The organism is Glacieibacterium sp. (assembly GCF_965200405.1).
Lineage (GTDB): Bacteria > Pseudomonadota > Alphaproteobacteria > Sphingomonadales > Sphingomonadaceae > Glacieibacterium.
This window is the reverse complement of record NZ_OZ241356.1, coordinates 1,171,430-1,185,943: the sequence shown is the minus strand read 5'-3', so window position 1 is coordinate 1,185,943 and position 14,514 is coordinate 1,171,430. Positions and strand designations below refer to the sequence as shown.

The 14,514-nt window shown below is 67.0% G+C and carries 14 protein-coding genes and 1 other annotated feature; of the genes, 9 read left to right on the top strand and 5 right to left on the bottom strand.

All coding sequences use genetic code 11. The features are described from left to right. Positions 1-486: 486 nt before the first annotated feature. The 4 genes from ACOFKW_RS05365 to ACOFKW_RS05350 all read left to right on the top strand — a co-directional run bounded on the left by ACOFKW_RS05365 (position 487) and on the right by ACOFKW_RS05350 (position 4,865). Positions 487-759: a hypothetical protein gene (locus ACOFKW_RS05365; RefSeq protein WP_419816318.1), complete on the top strand. Its 273-nt coding sequence runs from the start codon at positions 487-489 to the stop codon at positions 757-759. A gap of 294 nt (positions 760-1,053) precedes the next feature. Next, complete coding sequence (rlmN, locus tag ACOFKW_RS05360) at positions 1,054-2,250, top strand: 23S rRNA (adenine(2503)-C(2))-methyltransferase RlmN (RefSeq protein ID WP_419816317.1); 1,197 nt, start codon at positions 1,054-1,056, stop codon at positions 2,248-2,250. Between the two features lie 16 nt (positions 2,251-2,266). Continuing rightward, entirely contained in the window at positions 2,267-3,490 is a 1,224-nt protein-coding gene (locus ACOFKW_RS05355) for a class I SAM-dependent methyltransferase (protein WP_419816316.1), read from the top strand. A 121-nt stretch (positions 3,491-3,611) separates the two neighbouring features. Then, complete coding sequence (locus ACOFKW_RS05350) at positions 3,612-4,865, top strand: TolB family protein (RefSeq protein ID WP_419816315.1); 1,254 nt, start codon at positions 3,612-3,614, stop codon at positions 4,863-4,865. Positions 4,866-4,902: 37 nt separating this feature from the next. On the opposite strand, the gene ACOFKW_RS05345 is transcribed toward ACOFKW_RS05350, so the two are convergent. Then, entirely contained in the window at positions 4,903-5,235 is a 333-nt protein-coding gene (locus ACOFKW_RS05345; RefSeq protein WP_419816314.1) for a four-helix bundle copper-binding protein, read from the bottom strand. A gap of 163 nt (positions 5,236-5,398) precedes the next feature. Here ACOFKW_RS05345 and ACOFKW_RS05340 point away from each other — a divergent pair, with 163 nt between their 5' ends. After that, complete coding sequence (locus tag ACOFKW_RS05340; protein WP_419816873.1) at positions 5,399-6,607, top strand: argininosuccinate synthase; 1,209 nt, start codon at positions 5,399-5,401, stop codon at positions 6,605-6,607. Here the strand turns inward: ACOFKW_RS05340 and ACOFKW_RS05335 are convergent. The 4 genes from ACOFKW_RS05335 to hemE all read right to left on the bottom strand — a co-directional run bounded on the left by ACOFKW_RS05335 (position 6,604) and on the right by hemE (position 11,261). Continuing rightward, the gene (locus ACOFKW_RS05335) at positions 6,604-8,073 is read right to left on the bottom strand and encodes a SulP family inorganic anion transporter (RefSeq protein ID WP_419816313.1); all 1,470 of its coding nucleotides are present in this window, start codon (positions 8,071-8,073) and stop codon (positions 6,604-6,606) included. The genes ACOFKW_RS05340 and ACOFKW_RS05335 overlap by 4 nt on opposite strands. A 57-nt stretch (positions 8,074-8,130) precedes the next feature. Beyond that, positions 8,131-8,186 (bottom strand) — a sequence feature (sul1 is cis-regulatory element that is thought to sense ions involved in sulfur or methionine metabolism; They are found in Alphaproteobacteria). 209 nt (positions 8,187-8,395) lie between these two features. After that, positions 8,396-9,652, bottom strand: coding sequence for a transcription termination factor Rho (gene rho, locus ACOFKW_RS05330; RefSeq protein ID WP_419816312.1), 1,257 nt, complete (start codon positions 9,650-9,652; stop codon positions 8,396-8,398). A 125-nt stretch (positions 9,653-9,777) separates the two neighbouring features. Further along, positions 9,778-10,227: a CopD family protein gene (locus ACOFKW_RS05325; protein WP_419816311.1), complete on the bottom strand. Its 450-nt coding sequence runs from the start codon at positions 10,225-10,227 to the stop codon at positions 9,778-9,780. Further along, the gene (hemE, locus tag ACOFKW_RS05320) at positions 10,224-11,261 is read right to left on the bottom strand and encodes a uroporphyrinogen decarboxylase (protein ID WP_419816310.1); all 1,038 of its coding nucleotides are present in this window, start codon (positions 11,259-11,261) and stop codon (positions 10,224-10,226) included. The genes ACOFKW_RS05325 and hemE overlap by 4 nt, the downstream gene beginning before the upstream one ends. A gap of 421 nt (positions 11,262-11,682) precedes the next feature. Between hemE and ACOFKW_RS05315 the strand changes: the two genes are divergently transcribed. The 4 genes from ACOFKW_RS05315 to coaE are packed head-to-tail and all read left to right on the top strand — an operon-like array spanning position 11,683 to position 14,508. Next, positions 11,683-12,513: a pyruvate, water dikinase regulatory protein gene (locus ACOFKW_RS05315; RefSeq protein ID WP_419816309.1), complete on the top strand. Its 831-nt coding sequence runs from the start codon at positions 11,683-11,685 to the stop codon at positions 12,511-12,513. Next, positions 12,510-13,109, top strand: coding sequence for a Maf family protein (locus ACOFKW_RS05310; protein WP_419816308.1), 600 nt, complete (start codon positions 12,510-12,512; stop codon positions 13,107-13,109). Before ACOFKW_RS05315 ends, ACOFKW_RS05310 begins: the two co-directional genes overlap by 4 nt. Continuing rightward, entirely contained in the window at positions 13,106-13,918 is an 813-nt protein-coding gene (aroE, locus tag ACOFKW_RS05305; protein WP_419816307.1) for a shikimate dehydrogenase, read from the top strand. The genes ACOFKW_RS05310 and aroE overlap by 4 nt, the downstream gene beginning before the upstream one ends. Further along, entirely contained in the window at positions 13,915-14,508 is a 594-nt protein-coding gene (gene coaE, locus ACOFKW_RS05300; protein ID WP_419816306.1) for a dephospho-CoA kinase, read from the top strand. The genes aroE and coaE overlap by 4 nt, the downstream gene beginning before the upstream one ends. The last annotated feature ends 6 nt before the right edge of the window (positions 14,509-14,514 follow it).

Sequence of the window (14,514 nt, the reverse complement as noted above, 5' to 3'; positions counted from 1 at the left end):
CTCGAGGCTCTGCGTCAAGAAGCGCACCAAATTCACGATCTGACAGTTAAGGGCCAGTTCAATCGCGTCGTGCGTTATGGCGACACAGAAGTGGAGGCAGTGCCATGTTGCGTAAGACAGTTTTCCAGGTCGGGCTGATCGGGGTGGCAAGCCTTGGGTTGGCGGCTTGTGCCGATGAATATGGTTATGGTGGGGGCCCTGGCTACGCCAGTGACGGCGGGTATTCCCAGGGGGGTGAGCCCGGGTATGCGGTCGAGGGCGGCTATGCGCCGGGCGGGTATGATCCAAGTTACGATCGCTATTATGGCGATCCCTATGGGTATAGCTCGGTGCCGTTCGGGTATGCGGGGGCGGGGTTCGGCTGGTACGGAGATTTCTATTATCCTGGAACGGGTTACTATGTTTATGACCGGGGCGGGAACCGGCGGAGCTGGTCGCAGCAGCAGCGGAATTACTGGCAAAGCCGGATTCGCCAGGGGCGGCCCGATGGTCGACCGGGATATGGGCGGCCGGGTGATGGCAGGCCAGGCTATGGGCGACCCGGAGATGGGCGTCCGGGGTTCGACAATGGGCGGCGTGGCGATCGGGACGGGCGCCCGAATTACCAGGGCGACCGTCAGCCGGGCCAGCCGGGAACGTTTCAGCCGGGTCAGCCGGGCGGGCGTCCGGATGGGCGAGGCTTCGACCGGCGTGGCGGCAATCGGCCCGATGGCCAGCCGGGGCGGCAGTTCGGCCGGCAGGACCGTCCTGACGGCATAGCGCCGGGCGGCAATGTCCAGCCACCGCGGCAGGGCAATCCCGATGGCTCGCGCCCGGCGGCCCAGCGTCCGGCACCGCCACAGGCGCAGTTCCAGGCGCAGCCGCAGTCCCAGCCACAGGCCCGGCCGCAGTCGTTCCAGGGCGATCGCGGCGGCGGCGACCGCGGTCCTCGTGGCGGCGGTCGCAGCGGCCGCAGCGAGGGCGGTCGCGAACAACCACGCTGAGCTACACCCCGGAGCGGCAAAGATCGGCGCTCGCCTTTCTTTCGCCGCTCCGGGAGCCTAGATAGCCGGCATGCAAATTCCTGGCCTTGTCGATCCGGTTCCGGTGCCGCGTCCTGCAACGACGCGCGCCGACGGCAAGACTGCGATCGTCGGTCTCAGCCGGATCCGGCTGCGCGAAGCCTTCGAGGCCGCCGGCATGGACGCCAAGGCGGCCAAGATGCGGACCTCGCAGGTCTGGAACTGGGTCTATCACCGCGGCGTCACCGAGATCGACGCGATGGCCAACATCTCCAAGGAAGCCCGCGCGTTGATCGACGCGCATTTCGTCGTCGGCCGCCCAGAGATCACCGAGGCGCAGGTCTCCAGTGACGGCACCCGTAAATGGCTGCTGCGCTTCGACGACGGCAACGAGGCCGAGTGCGTCTTCATTCCCGACGCCGATCGCGGCACGCTGTGCGTGTCGAGCCAGGTCGGCTGCACCCTCAACTGCCGTTTCTGTTTCACCGGCACGATGAAGCTGGTTCGCAACCTGACCGCCGGCGAGATCGTCGGCCAGGTCATGCTGGCGCGCGACGCACTCGGCGAATGGCCGTCCAGCCAGGACGGCCGCATGCTGACCAACATCGTCATGATGGGCATGGGCGAGCCGCTGTATAATTTCGAGGCGGTCCGCGACGCGCTGCACATCGTCATGGACGGCGACGGCCTGGGCCTCAGCAAGCGCCGGATCACGCTCAGCACCAGCGGCGTCGTGCCGATGATGGCGCGCGCCGGGGCTGAAATCGGCGTCAACCTCGCGGTCTCGCTGCACGCCGTCACCAAGGAAGTCCGCGACGAGATCGTGCCGATCAACAAGCGCTATGGCATCGAGGAACTGCTCGCCGCCTGCGCCGCCTATCCGGGTGCCAACAACGCCCGCCGCATCACCTTCGAATACGTCATGCTCGACGGCAAGAACGACAGCGATGCCGATGCCTATGAGCTGGTCCGGCTGATCCGCAAATACGACCTGCCCGCCAAGGTCAACCTGATCCCGTTCAACCCCTGGCCCGGCTCCGACTATCTGTGCTCGCCGCCGGAGCGGGTCGAGCGTTTTTCCTCGATCGTCTTCGCCGGCGGCATCTCTGCCCCGGTCCGCCGTCCGCGCGGTCGTGACATCATGGCGGCCTGTGGCCAGCTCAAGTCGTCGAGCGAGAAGATCAGCCGCGCCGACCTCGACCGCGCCGCCGCGGAAAAGGAAATCGGCTGGACGGAGGTCGCCGCCTGAGGGCGGGACACAGCGCATGTACCTATTGAACCGCGTCTTCAGCCGCATGATCCGCGACGGCGACCTCCGCGTCATCGACCATCTGGGTGTCGAGCACCGCTACGGCAAACCGTCCGACACCATCGCGCCGGCAACCATGCGCCTGACCACCGCCGCGACGGCGCGTGCGCTGGCGTTCAGCCTGCCGCTCGGCGCTTCCGAGGGCTTCATGGACGGCCGGCTGGTCATGGAGCGCGGCGACATCAACGACCTGGTCAATCTGGTCACCTATAACGTCCGCTGGAGCCGCGATAACCCGGTGCGCTTCGCACTGTGGCGGCAGGCGGCATTCGCCGGCTGGCTGGGACAGTTCAACCAGGCGGCGCGGGCGAAGCGCAACGTCGCGCATCATTATGATCTCAGCGACCGGCTGTACGACCTGTTCCTCGACAAGGACCGGCAATACAGCTGCGCCTATTACACCGACCCCGGCAACACCCTCGAGCAGGCGCAGGCCGACAAGCTGGCGCACATCGCCGCCAAGCTCGACCTCAAGCCCGGCCAGAAGGTCCTCGACATCGGCTGCGGCTGGGGTGGGCTGGCGCTGTACCTCAACCGCGTCGCCGAGGTCCATGTCACGGGGGTCACCCTGTCCGAGGAGCAGCTCAAGGTCGCCCGCGAGCGCGCCGCCGCCGCCGGCGTGTCGGACCAGGTCAAGTTCGAGCTGATCGACTACCGCGCCCTGACCGGGCCGTACGACCGCATCGTCTCGGTCGGCATGTTCGAGCATGTCGGCCTGCCGCAGTACCGCACCTATTTCGACAAGATCCACGCGCTGCTTGCGGACGACGGCGTCGCGCTGGTCCACACCATCGCCCGCGCCGACGGCCCCGGCGCAACCGACCCGTTCACCGTCAAGTACATCTTCCCCGGCGGCTACGCCCCGGCGCTGTCGCAGATCGTGCCGGCGGTGGAGAAGGCCTGGCTGTGGATCACCGACATTGAGATCCTGCGCCTGCATTACGCGCTGACGCTGGAGGACTGGTACCGCCGTTGCGTCGCCCACAAGGCCGAGATCGTCGCGCTGTACGACGAGCGCTTCTACCGCATGTGGCTGTTCTACCTCGCCGCCGCGACCGCCGCATTCCGCAACGACGGCCATATGAACGTCCAGGTTCAGCTGACCAAGCGCCGCGACGCGCTGCCGCTGACGCGTGACTATATGGCGGCGGCTGAGCAGCGCTATCGGGCGCTGGGCTAAGGTCCGGCCAGGTACGCCTCTGCTTTGGGTCACCAGCCGATATCAGCGCTTCCCGACACGACCCACGACGGATATATCGTATAGGATATCGGCAATCGAGATAATGCCGTGGGGAGAGACCATGCTCGATCGAATCAAGCACCGCACCGCCATCCTTGGCGCCGGAGCGATGCTGGCAATGCTCTCGATCGCCAGCGCGGCGGGTGCCGAGCCGGCCGGCCAGTTCGTCGATCATGCCGATATCGGTGGTCCCAAGCTTGCCGGCGCGACCAGCTTCAAAGCGGCGACGGGGACCTACCGCGTCTCCGGCGGCGGCCAGAACATGTGGGCGGATCACGACGCGTTCCAGTTCGCCTGGAAGAAGATGTCGGGCGACGTCGTGGCGCAGGCCGACCTCGATTTCATCAGCCCGACGCCGGCGGCCAATGCGCTCGGCTATATCCACCGCAAGGGCGGCATCATCCTGCGCCAGGATCTCGATCCCGACTCCGCCTATGTCGACGTGCTGCGCATGGGCAACCACCAGCTTTCGCTGCAATATCGCGAAGTCAAAGGTGGCCCGACCCGGCTGATCTGGATCGACACCGACCGCCAGCAGACCGTCAAGCTCGAGAAGATCGGCGACTATGCCTATCTGTCCGTGCCGGGGCCGGACGGTAAGCTCCACCGCGCCGGTGGCTCGTTCAAGCTCAAGATTTCAGGCACTTATTACATCGGCCTGGGCGTGTGTGCGCATGACGACGGCGCGCGTGAGACCATGGCGTTCCGCAACGTTCGCATCGCGCCGCTCACCCTTCGGCCGGCGAAGACCTCGGTGTCGACCCTGCAGACCATGCTGGTGTCGACGGTCGCCGAGCAGACCGCGCTGCACCACCTGCCGGGCCGCATCGATGTCGCGGGCTGGTCGAGCGACGGCAAGTCGATCCTGTACCGCTCCGGCCCGACGCTTTACCGCCACGTCGCCTGGGACAGCAGCGTCGTTACCAAAGTGCCGGGAGCGACGCCGGCGCTGGCACCCGCACCAAAGCCCGCCGACTGGATCTATACCAGCGCCGCCAGCGGCGGCCGGTCGGTCCTGACCCGCCGCCGACCGGACGGCAGCGGCGATACCGGAATCGCCACCGGCGACGGCAGCGCCTTCGATCCGCGCCCGTCGCCCGATGGCAAGTGGCTGGCCTATCTTTCGACCGATGGCGCATCAGCAGCTGTGCCCGACGGCGCCGACGTCACCCTTAAGCTGATGCCGGTAGAAAATGGTGTCCCGGTCCCGGAGAAAACGGCGACGCTGTCGCACTTCGTCGGCGGGCCGGGATCGCTTGACGCTACGGCATGGTCGCCCGACAGCAGCATGATCGCCTTCGTGTCGCGCGACTGACCCCGCGCGGGGGCGCGATGGTCGGCGCCGTGATCGCTCAGCCGGCCATCTCGCGGCAGCTGTCGGCACAAGCGCGGCAGGCGGCGATGCAATCCTCCATGCCGTCGAGACCCTCGCAGCTTTCGGCGCAGGCATCGCAGACCCGGGCGCAAGCAGCGCAGATCGCGGCGTGAAACTCCGACGAGCGCAGCATGAAGTCGGCGGCGGTGGCGCAGATCTGCGCGCAATCGGCCATCAGGCGGAAATGCTTGGGGGCGACATGCTCGCCGCCTTCCTCGAGGCAATGGTTCATCGCCATCGCCAGGCAGCTGCCGTGACAGCGGTTGCAGGCTTCGATGCAGGCCTTGAGTCTCGGGTCGATCGGATCCATGCGGCTATCCTTTGTTGCAGTGCACAACGAAAGACTCAGCGATGCGTTGCATGCGTCGCCACCGCCGCTATGGTGCGCGCGCTTTTGCCCTACCGATCGAGAAGGTCTGCCCGTGTCCCAGGACGTCAAGAAGTTCACCGGTCTCGGCAATGCCGATGGTGCCGTGAAGAAGGTCGTGCTGGCCTTTTCGGGCGGCCTCGATACCTCGGTCATCCTCAAGTGGTTGCAACAGACCTATAATTGCGAGGTCGTGACCTTCACCGCCGACCTCGGCCAGGGCGAGGAGCTGGAGCCGGCGCGGCGCAAGGCCGAGCTGATGGGCGTCCGCGAAATCTTCATCGAGGACCTGCGCGAGGAGTTCGTGCGCGATTACGTCTTCCCGATGATGCGCGCCAACGCGCTGTACGAGGGGCAATATCTGCTCGGCACCTCGATCGCCCGGCCGCTGATCGCCAAGAAGCAGATCGAGATCGCCAAGATGGTCGGCGCCGATGCGGTCAGCCACGGCGCGACCGGCAAGGGCAACGACCAGGTCCGCTTCGAGCTCGGCTATTACGCGCTCAACCCCGACATCCGCATCATCGCGCCGTGGCGCGAGTGGGACCTGACCAGCCGCGAGGCGCTGATCGAGTTCGCCGAACAGCACCAGATTCCGATTCCCCGCGACAAGCGCGGCGAGTCACCGTTTTCGACCGACGCCAACATCCTGCACACCTCGTCGGAGGGCAAGGTGCTCGAGGATCCGTGGATGGAGGTGCCCGACTATGTCTATTCGCGCACCGACAACCCCGAGGACGCGCCGACGACGCCGCAGTACATCACCGTCGATTTCGAGCGCGGCGACCCGGTGGCGGTCGACGGCGAGCAATTCTCGCCCGCATCGCTGCTGGCGCGGCTGAACGACCTCGGCAAGACCCACGGCATCGGCCGGCTCGACCTGGTCGAGAACCGCTTCGTCGGCATGAAGTCGCGCGGCATGTACGAGACGCCGGGCGGCACCATCCTGCACATCGCCCACCGCGGCATCGAGCAGATCACGCTGGATCGCGGCGCGATGCATTTGAAGGACGAGCTCGGACCGAAGTATGCCGGCCTGATCTACAACGGCTTCTGGTTCAGCCCGGAGCGCGAGATGCTCCAGGCCGCCATCGACCACAGCCAGACGCGGGTCACCGGCACCGTGCGCCTGAAACTGTACAAGGGCAGCGCCACCGTCGTCGGCCGCAAGTCGCCGTTCTCGCTCTACTCGCCGGGCATCGTGACCTTCGAGGACGACGCGGGTGCCTATGACCAGCGCGACGCGGAAGGGTTCATCAAGCTCAACGCGCTGCGCCTGCGCCTGCTGGCGCGTCGCGACCTCGGGCAGGGCTAACGGATCAGCGGGGCGTGGCGGTCGACGAGGACCGCGCTCGCCTCGTTCAGGCCGATCAGCTCGACCGCGGCACCGTGGCGGCGCAGCTTGGTGACGACGTCCTCGAGCGCGCCGACGGCGGTGATGTCCCACAGATGCGCCGCGGTCAGGTCGATGCGGACACGGCGTGCCGTGTCGCGCAGGTCGAAGCGGTCGGCGAAGATGTCGGCGCTAGCGAAAAAAACCTGGCCGGAGACGGTGTAGCGCCGCGTGTCGGTAGCGTCGTCATGGTCGACCGCCACGTCCATCAGGCGCGTCACCTTGAAGGCGAAGAATACGCCGCTGAGCAGGACGCCCACCGCGACGCCGGCGGACAGGTCGTGCGTCGCGACGGTAACCGCCACCGTCGCCAGCATGACGACACCCGAGACCTTGGGATGCCGCGCCAGGTCGGCCAGCGAGCCCCATGAGAAGGTGCTGATCGATACCATGATCATGATCGCCACCAGGGCCGCGACCGGCACCTGAGCCACCCAGGGGCGCAGTGGCACCATGACGACCAGCAGGAACACGCCCGCGACCAGCGTCGACAGCCTGCCGCGCCCGCCATAGCGGACATTGCCCACCGTCTGCCCGATCATGCCGCAGCCGGCGATGCCGCCGAACAGCCCCGCCGCAACATTGGCCAAGCCCAGCCCGGTGCACTCGCGCGCCTTGGAACTGCCGGTCTCGGTCAGCTCGTCGACGACGCTGGCGGTCATCATCGATTCGAGCAGCCCTACCGCGGCCATGGCAAAAGCGTAGGGCGCGATGATCCGCAGCGTCTCCCAGGCAAGCGGCACCTGCGGAAAGCCGAACGACGGCAGCGCCGACGGCAGCCGGCCAAGGTCGGCAATGGTGTGGATCGGCATCGGGAACGCCGCACTGATCAAGGTCAGCACGACGATGCAGATCAGCGGCGACGGGATGGCGGTGGTCAGGCGCGGCAGCAGGTAGATGATCGCCAGGCCCGCGGCGATCATCGCATAGGTCTGCCAGCCGACGCCGAGCATCTGCGGCACCTGCGCCGAGAAGATCAGGATCGCCAGCGCGTTGACGAAGCCGGTGCGAACCGACCGCGACACGAAGCGCAGCAGCACGTCCAGCTTCACCAGCCCGAAGACGATCTGGAACAGCCCCGCCAGCAGCGTCGCGGCGAGCAGGTAATTCAGGCCGTGCGCATGGACCAGCGCCGCCGCGACCAGCGCGACCGAACCGGCGGCACCCGAGATCATCGCCGGGCGGCCACCGGCGAAGGCGATGACGATGCCGATGATGAAGGATGCGAACAGCCCGACCTCCGGGTCGATGCCGGCGACGACGGAAAAGGCAATGACCTCGGGGATCAGGGCGAAGGTGCCGACCATGCCTGCGAAGATGTCGCGCCGGGCGCCGCCGGGACTGGCGAACCATTCGGCGCGGTAACGGGAGATGGAGTGTGCGTTCATTTGGCGAGGGTGTCCGCAGGTTTCGCGGGGCCGCTTGGGTTAGGCGGGGGCGAAATGCGTTGTCCGGCGGATTGGCGGCCGGAAGAGCCACCCGGGGTTGCACCGGGTCCAGGCGAGTGGCGAGGGTGTTAGCGGGGTGGGGGGTGGTGCGCAATCGATTGCGGCGGGCGGTAGGTAGGTAGGAAGCGAGGGGCCGCGGCAAAGCCGCGTCGTCGGACGGGGTGAGCGGAAGGTCGCTCACCCCGCCGGCCGTAGCGGCGCGAGTCCGCGCTTAAGCGGGGCAACGCAAGGGCGTTCCCCCGCTTAAGCTTGGCCGCGCTCGCTAGTGATTCATCGCATCAAAAAAGTCCTCGTTCGTCTTCGAGTCCTTCATCTTGTCGAGCAGAAACTCCATCGCGTCGATGGTGCCCATCTGCATCAGGATGCGGCGCAGGACCCACATTTTGGACAGGGTCTGCTTATCGACCAGCAGCTCCTCCTTGCGGGTGCCCGACTTGCCGATGTCGATGGCCGGGAAGACGCGCTTGTCGGCGATCTTGCGATCGAGGATGATTTCGGAGTTACCGGTACCCTTGAACTCCTCGAAGATGACCTCGTCCATGCGGCTGCCGGTGTCGATCAGCGCGGTCGAGATGATCGTCAGCGAGCCGCCCTCCTCGATGTTGCGCGCCGCACCGAAGAAGCGCTTCGGCCGCTGCAGGGCGTTGGCGTCGACACCGCCGGTCAGCACCTTGCCGGACGACGGCACGACGGTGTTGTAGGCGCGGCCGAGGCGGGTGATGTTGTCGAGCAGGATGACGACGTCGCGCTTGTGCTCGACCAGGCGCTTGGCCTTTTCGATGACCATCTCGGCGACCTGGACGTGGCGCGTCGCGGGCTCGTCGAAGGTCGAGCTGATGACCTCGCCGTTGACGGTGCGCTGCATGTCGGTGACTTCCTCGGGCCGCTCGTCAATGAGCAGCACGATCAGGTAGATCTCCGGGTGGTTGGTCGAGATCGCCCGGGCGATATTCTGCATCATGATCGTCTTACCCACCCGTGGCGGGGCGACGATGAGGCAGCGCTGACCCTTGCCAAGCGGCGCGATGATATCGATGACCCGCGCCGACTTGTCCTTGACCGTCGGGTCCAGCGTGTCGAAGCGCAGCTTCTCGTCAGGATACAGTGGCGTCAGATTGTCGAAATTGACGCGGTGGCGGACGACGTCGGGGTCGTCGAAATTGATCGCGGTCAGCTTGGTCAGCGCGAAATAACGCTCGCCGTCCTTGGGGGCGCGGATCTCGCCCTCCAGCGTGTCGCCGGTGCGGACGCCGAACTTGCGAACCTGTTGGGGCGAGACGTAGATGTCGTCGGGACCGGCGAGATAGTTGGACTCGGCGGAGCGCAGGAAGCCGAAGCCATCGGGCAGCACCTCGACGGTGCCGGTGCCCATGATCATCTTGCCGTTTTCGGCCTCGGTCTTGAGGATGGCGAACTGGATGTCCTGCTTGCGCAGTGTCGAGGCGTTCTCGACCCCCAGTTCCTCGGCCATGGCGACGAGTTCGGCGGGGGTTTTGCGCTTCAGATCGTGAAGGTGCATTCAAGGTCTCGTGAAAAGGAGTCCATGCTCTGTCGCGAAAGAGTCTCTGGCGATGGCGGACTTAGGGGAGCGGCCCGTCAGGATGACGGTGCTACCCGAAGACGTAAGCTCGGACCGGACGACAGTCAATACGAGAACGGTTTGACCACCACCAGAATGACGATCAGGATCGTCGCCAGCGCCGGTACCTCGTTCATCAGGCGCATGGTCTTTTCGGCATAGGGCCGCTCGCCGCGCGCGAACTTCTTGGCGGTTGCGCTGAGCCAGCCGTGATAGCCCGACAACAATACGACCAGCGCGATCTTGGCGTGCAGCCAGCCCTGGCCGGCAAAACCATAGCTGGTCGCGACCATCAGGCCGAGCACCCAGACCAGGATGATCCCGGGATTGAGGATGATCCGCTTGATCCGGGCGTTGCGCTCGTTCCACAGCCGGTCCTCGGCCGAACCCGGCGTTGCTGCCATCTGGTAGACCAGGAAGCGCGGCAGCATGAACAGCCCGGCGATCCAGAAGATCACGGCAATGACGTGGAACGCCTTGACCCAAGGGTAGGCCGCGCCGAGCCAGCCGATCATGCCGCGTTCCTGACGATGCGCAGCAGCTCCTCGACATGCGCGATCGGCGTGTCCTGCAGGATGCCGTGGCCGAGATTGAAGATGTGCGGGCGCTGCTCGAACGCCGCCATGACGCGGGCGACGCCCTCGCGCAGCGGCTGGCCGCCGGCGATCAGCGCCAGCGGGTCGAGGTTACCCTGCACCGGCATGCCAGGCGGCAGCATCGCGTCGGCCCAGGCCGGATCGATGGTCTCGTCCAGCCCGACCGCGTCGATGCCGGTCTCGGCGGCATAGGCCGCGAGCTTGGCCCCGGCGCCTTTCGGGAAGCCGATGATCGGCACGTCGCCGTGGCGCACCATCAACCGGCCGACGATGGCCGCAGTTGGGGCGATCACCCAGCGTTCGAACTCCGCGGGTGCAAGACTGCCGGCCCAGCTGTCGAACAACTGCACCGCCTGCGCACCGGCGGCGATCTGTCCCGACAGGTAATCGACGGTGGTGTGGACGATGCGGTCGATCAGCGCCTGGAAGGCGACCGGGTCGCGATAGGCCAGCCGCCGGGCCTCGGCATGATCCTTGCTGCCCTGGCCTGCCACCATATAGGTCGCCACCGTCCACGGACTGCCGGCAAAGCCCAGCATCGCCGTCTCGGGACCCAGTGCGGCACGAACCCGGCGCACCGTGTCATAGATAGGCTGGAAGCGATCCGGCGCGGCGTCGAGCGCGTCGAAGGCACCGTCGAGCAGCGCCGGAGTGAGACGCGGCCCCTCGCCCGGCCCGAAGGTCAGGTCCTGGCCCAGCGCATGCGGCACGATCAGGATGTCGGAAAACAGGATGGCGCCGTCCATGGCAAAGCGCCTGATCGGCTGCAGCGTGATCTCGGCGGCGGCCTCGCTGTCATAGACCAGATTGAGAAAGCCGCCCTTGGCTTCTCGCAGGGCCCTGTACTCGGGCAGGTAACGCCCGGCCTGACGCATCAGCCAGACCGGCGGCAGGACCGGCTTCTCGCCGGCGAGCACGGCCAGCAGCGGTGAAGAACTTGGCGGCGTGGTCATGGGTCCCCTTGGCGCTTGGAGGCTTCAATGCCGTGCGCGACGCGACGTTGCAAAGCTTCTTTGACCGGGGGCGGACCGGCGGCGCAAATCCCCCCGAAATCGTCGTTCGAGAACGCGCGCCCAATCGTCCCACTACTACTCTGCAAAGAATCTAAAGGAATCTGAAGTGGTAGTGGTGCGGTGAGTCCGGGGGATAAGCCGGTGGTCGCGATTCAACCCACACCGGCAATTCGCGGCGACTCGCCGGGCCGCCACGAGTCGCTCGATCTATCCCCGTTGTCCACAGGGGCATCTGTGTATTCTTCACACGTTCATGGCCGCCCGGCGGGACTGTGCACGAGGGACCGGAATCGCAGCCTTGCCGGATTCCACCCGTTTCACTAACCATCTCATCGATGTTTATCCCCAGGCTTGTTCGAATATGACGCGGCTGCATCTGCACCTCGTATCGGACTCGACCGGCGAGACCCTCGAGTCGGTCGCCAAGGCCGGCCTGGCGCGCTTCGAGGGGGTCGAGGGCATCAAGCATTTCTGGCCGATGGTGCGCAGCGAAGGGCATCTCGACCGGGTCCTGCTGGAGATCGCCAAGCGGCCGGGTCTGGTGCTGTACACCCTGATCGCGGGGCCGGTGCGCGACCGGCTGGAGACGCGCTGCATCGCCATGGGCCTGCCGATGGTCTCGGCGCTCGACCCGACGATTGCCGCATTGGCGCAACTGCTCGGGCAGGCGCAGACGACGCGGCCGGGGCGGCAGCATCTGATGGACGACGCCTATTTCCGCCGCGTCGATGCCATTCACTACACCATGGCGCACGACGACGGGCAGGGCGCCGACGATTGGGAGGAAGCCGACATCGTCCTCGCCGGCGTGTCGCGCAGTTCCAAGACGCCGACCGCGATCTACCTGGCGAACCGCGGCTACAAGACCGCCAACATGCCAGTGGTGCCGCAGTCGCCGCCGCCGCCCGAGCTGTTCCGGCTGAGCAATCCGCTGATCGTCGGGCTGACCACCAGTCCGGAGCGGCTGGTCGCGATCCGGCGCAACCGCCTGCTGACGATCAACCAGACGCCCGACACCGACTATGTCGACATGGAGCAGGTCACCACCGAGGTCGCCTTCGCGCGGCGGCTGTTCGCCGACCATGACGTGCCGGTGATCGACGTGACGCGGCGCTCGATCGAGGAAACCGCGGCGGCGATCGTCAATCTGTACCAGGCCCGCGCCGATGCGGCGAACGGAGTCGCCGAATGACCGAGCTGGTGCTGGCGTCGGGCAGCGTCACCCGCCAGGCGATGCTGCGCGCCGCTGGGATCGACTTTGCCGTGGTGCCGCCGAACGTCGACGAGAGCGAGATCAAGGCGGCGTTGCTGGGCGAGGGGGCCGGGGCGCGCGAGATCGCCGACGCGCTGGCCGAGATCAAGGCGTGCCAGGTGTCGCGACGGTTGCCGGGCGTGCTGGTGCTGGGGTCGGACCAGGTGCTGGAGCTGCCCGGCGGCGGGACGCTCGACAAGCCCGAGGGCCGCGCCGGGGCGGAGGCGCATCTGCGGCTGTTGATGGGCGTCGAGCACCGGCTGGTCTGCGGCGCGGTGATCGCGCTCGACGGCAAGGCGATCTGGCGGGTGGTGGACACGGCGCGACTGACGATGCGGCCGCTGTCGGATGCGTTCATCGCCGAATATCTCGACCGCGAGGGCGATGCGGTGCTCGGCTCGGTCGGCGCGTATCGGCTGGAAGGCCTGGGGGCGCAGCTGTTCACCAAGGTGACGGGCAGTCACTTCACCGTGTTGGGCCTGCCGCTGCTGCAGGTCCTCGATTTCCTGCGCGTGCGCGGCGTGGTGGCGTCGTGAGCCAGCCTTATGCCGAGGTGATCGGCGATCCGATCGCACACTCGAAATCGCCTGCCATCCACAAGTTCTGGCTCGGCAAGCTGGGTCTCGACGCCGATTACCGCGCCACGCACGTCACCCCCGACGGGTTGGCGGATTATATCGCGAGCCGGCGCGACGACCCGGCCTGGCGGGGTGCCAACGTCACCATCCCGCACAAGATTGCGGTGATGGACCTTGTCGAAGATCCCGGCGGCGTCCGCGGCAGTATCGGGGCAGTCAACACGCTGGTGCGCCGGCCGGATGGCAGCGTCTTCGGCACCAACACCGACGCGGGTGGCTTTTATGCGCCGATCGCCGGGCTCGACCTGGCCGGGCAGAGCGTCGTCGTCATCGGCGCGGGCGGCGCGGCGCGGGCGATCCTGTTCGCGCTGTCACGCTGCGACGTCGGCCCGGTGACGTTGCTCGCCCGCTCGCCGTTGAAGGGCGCCGGGCTGCTGGCGCGCTTTGGCCTGAAGGGCAAGGTCCTGCCGATGAGCGCGCCGCTGCCGCCCGCCGCGCTGCTGGTCAATGCGACTTCGCTGGGCATGGTCGGCCAGCCGCCGCTCGACATCGACCTGTCGCCGCTACCCGAGACGGCGGTGGTCTACGATATCGTCTATGCGCCGCTGGAGACGCCGTTGCTGGCGGCGGCGCGGGCGCGCGAGCTGGAGACCGTCGACGGGCTGGAGATGCTGATCGGCCAGGCAGCGGCGGCGTTCGAGATCTTCTTCGACGCCGCCCCGCCGCGCGATGCCGATGCCGAGCTGCGCGCCCTGCTGACCAGATGATCGTCGTCGGGCTGACCGGGTCGATCGGCATGGGCAAGTCGACCGTGGCGGCGATGTTCGCGCGGCTCGGCCTGCCGGTGTTCGATGCAGATGCGGCGGTCCACACTCTGCAAGGCCCCGGCGGTGCAGCGCTGCCGGCGATCGAGGCGGCGTTTCCCGGCACCACCAACGCCAACGGCCTCGACCGTCCGAGACTCGGCGCCGCGGTGTTCGGCGATCCCGCCGGGATGAAACGCCTCGAGGCGATCGTCCACCCGATGGTCGGCGCGCTGCAAAAGCGTTTCCTGCTCCGTCACCGCCGCAAGCCGGTCGTCGTGCTCGACATCCCGCTGCTGTTCGAAAAGGGCGGCCACGCCAAGGTCGACGTCACCGTCGTCGTCTCCGCCCCGCCCGAGGTCCAGCGCGCCCGCGTCATGGCTCGCCCCGGCATGACCGAGGCCAAGTTCGCCGCCATCCTCGCCGCCCAGATGCCCGACGCCGAGAAGCGCGCCCGCGCCGATATCGTCATCCCGACCGGCAGCAGCCTGATTGCCACGCGCCATGCCGTAAAGCGCGTCGTGGCTTGTCTAGCGGCCGCCAAAAGACGATAGAGCGCG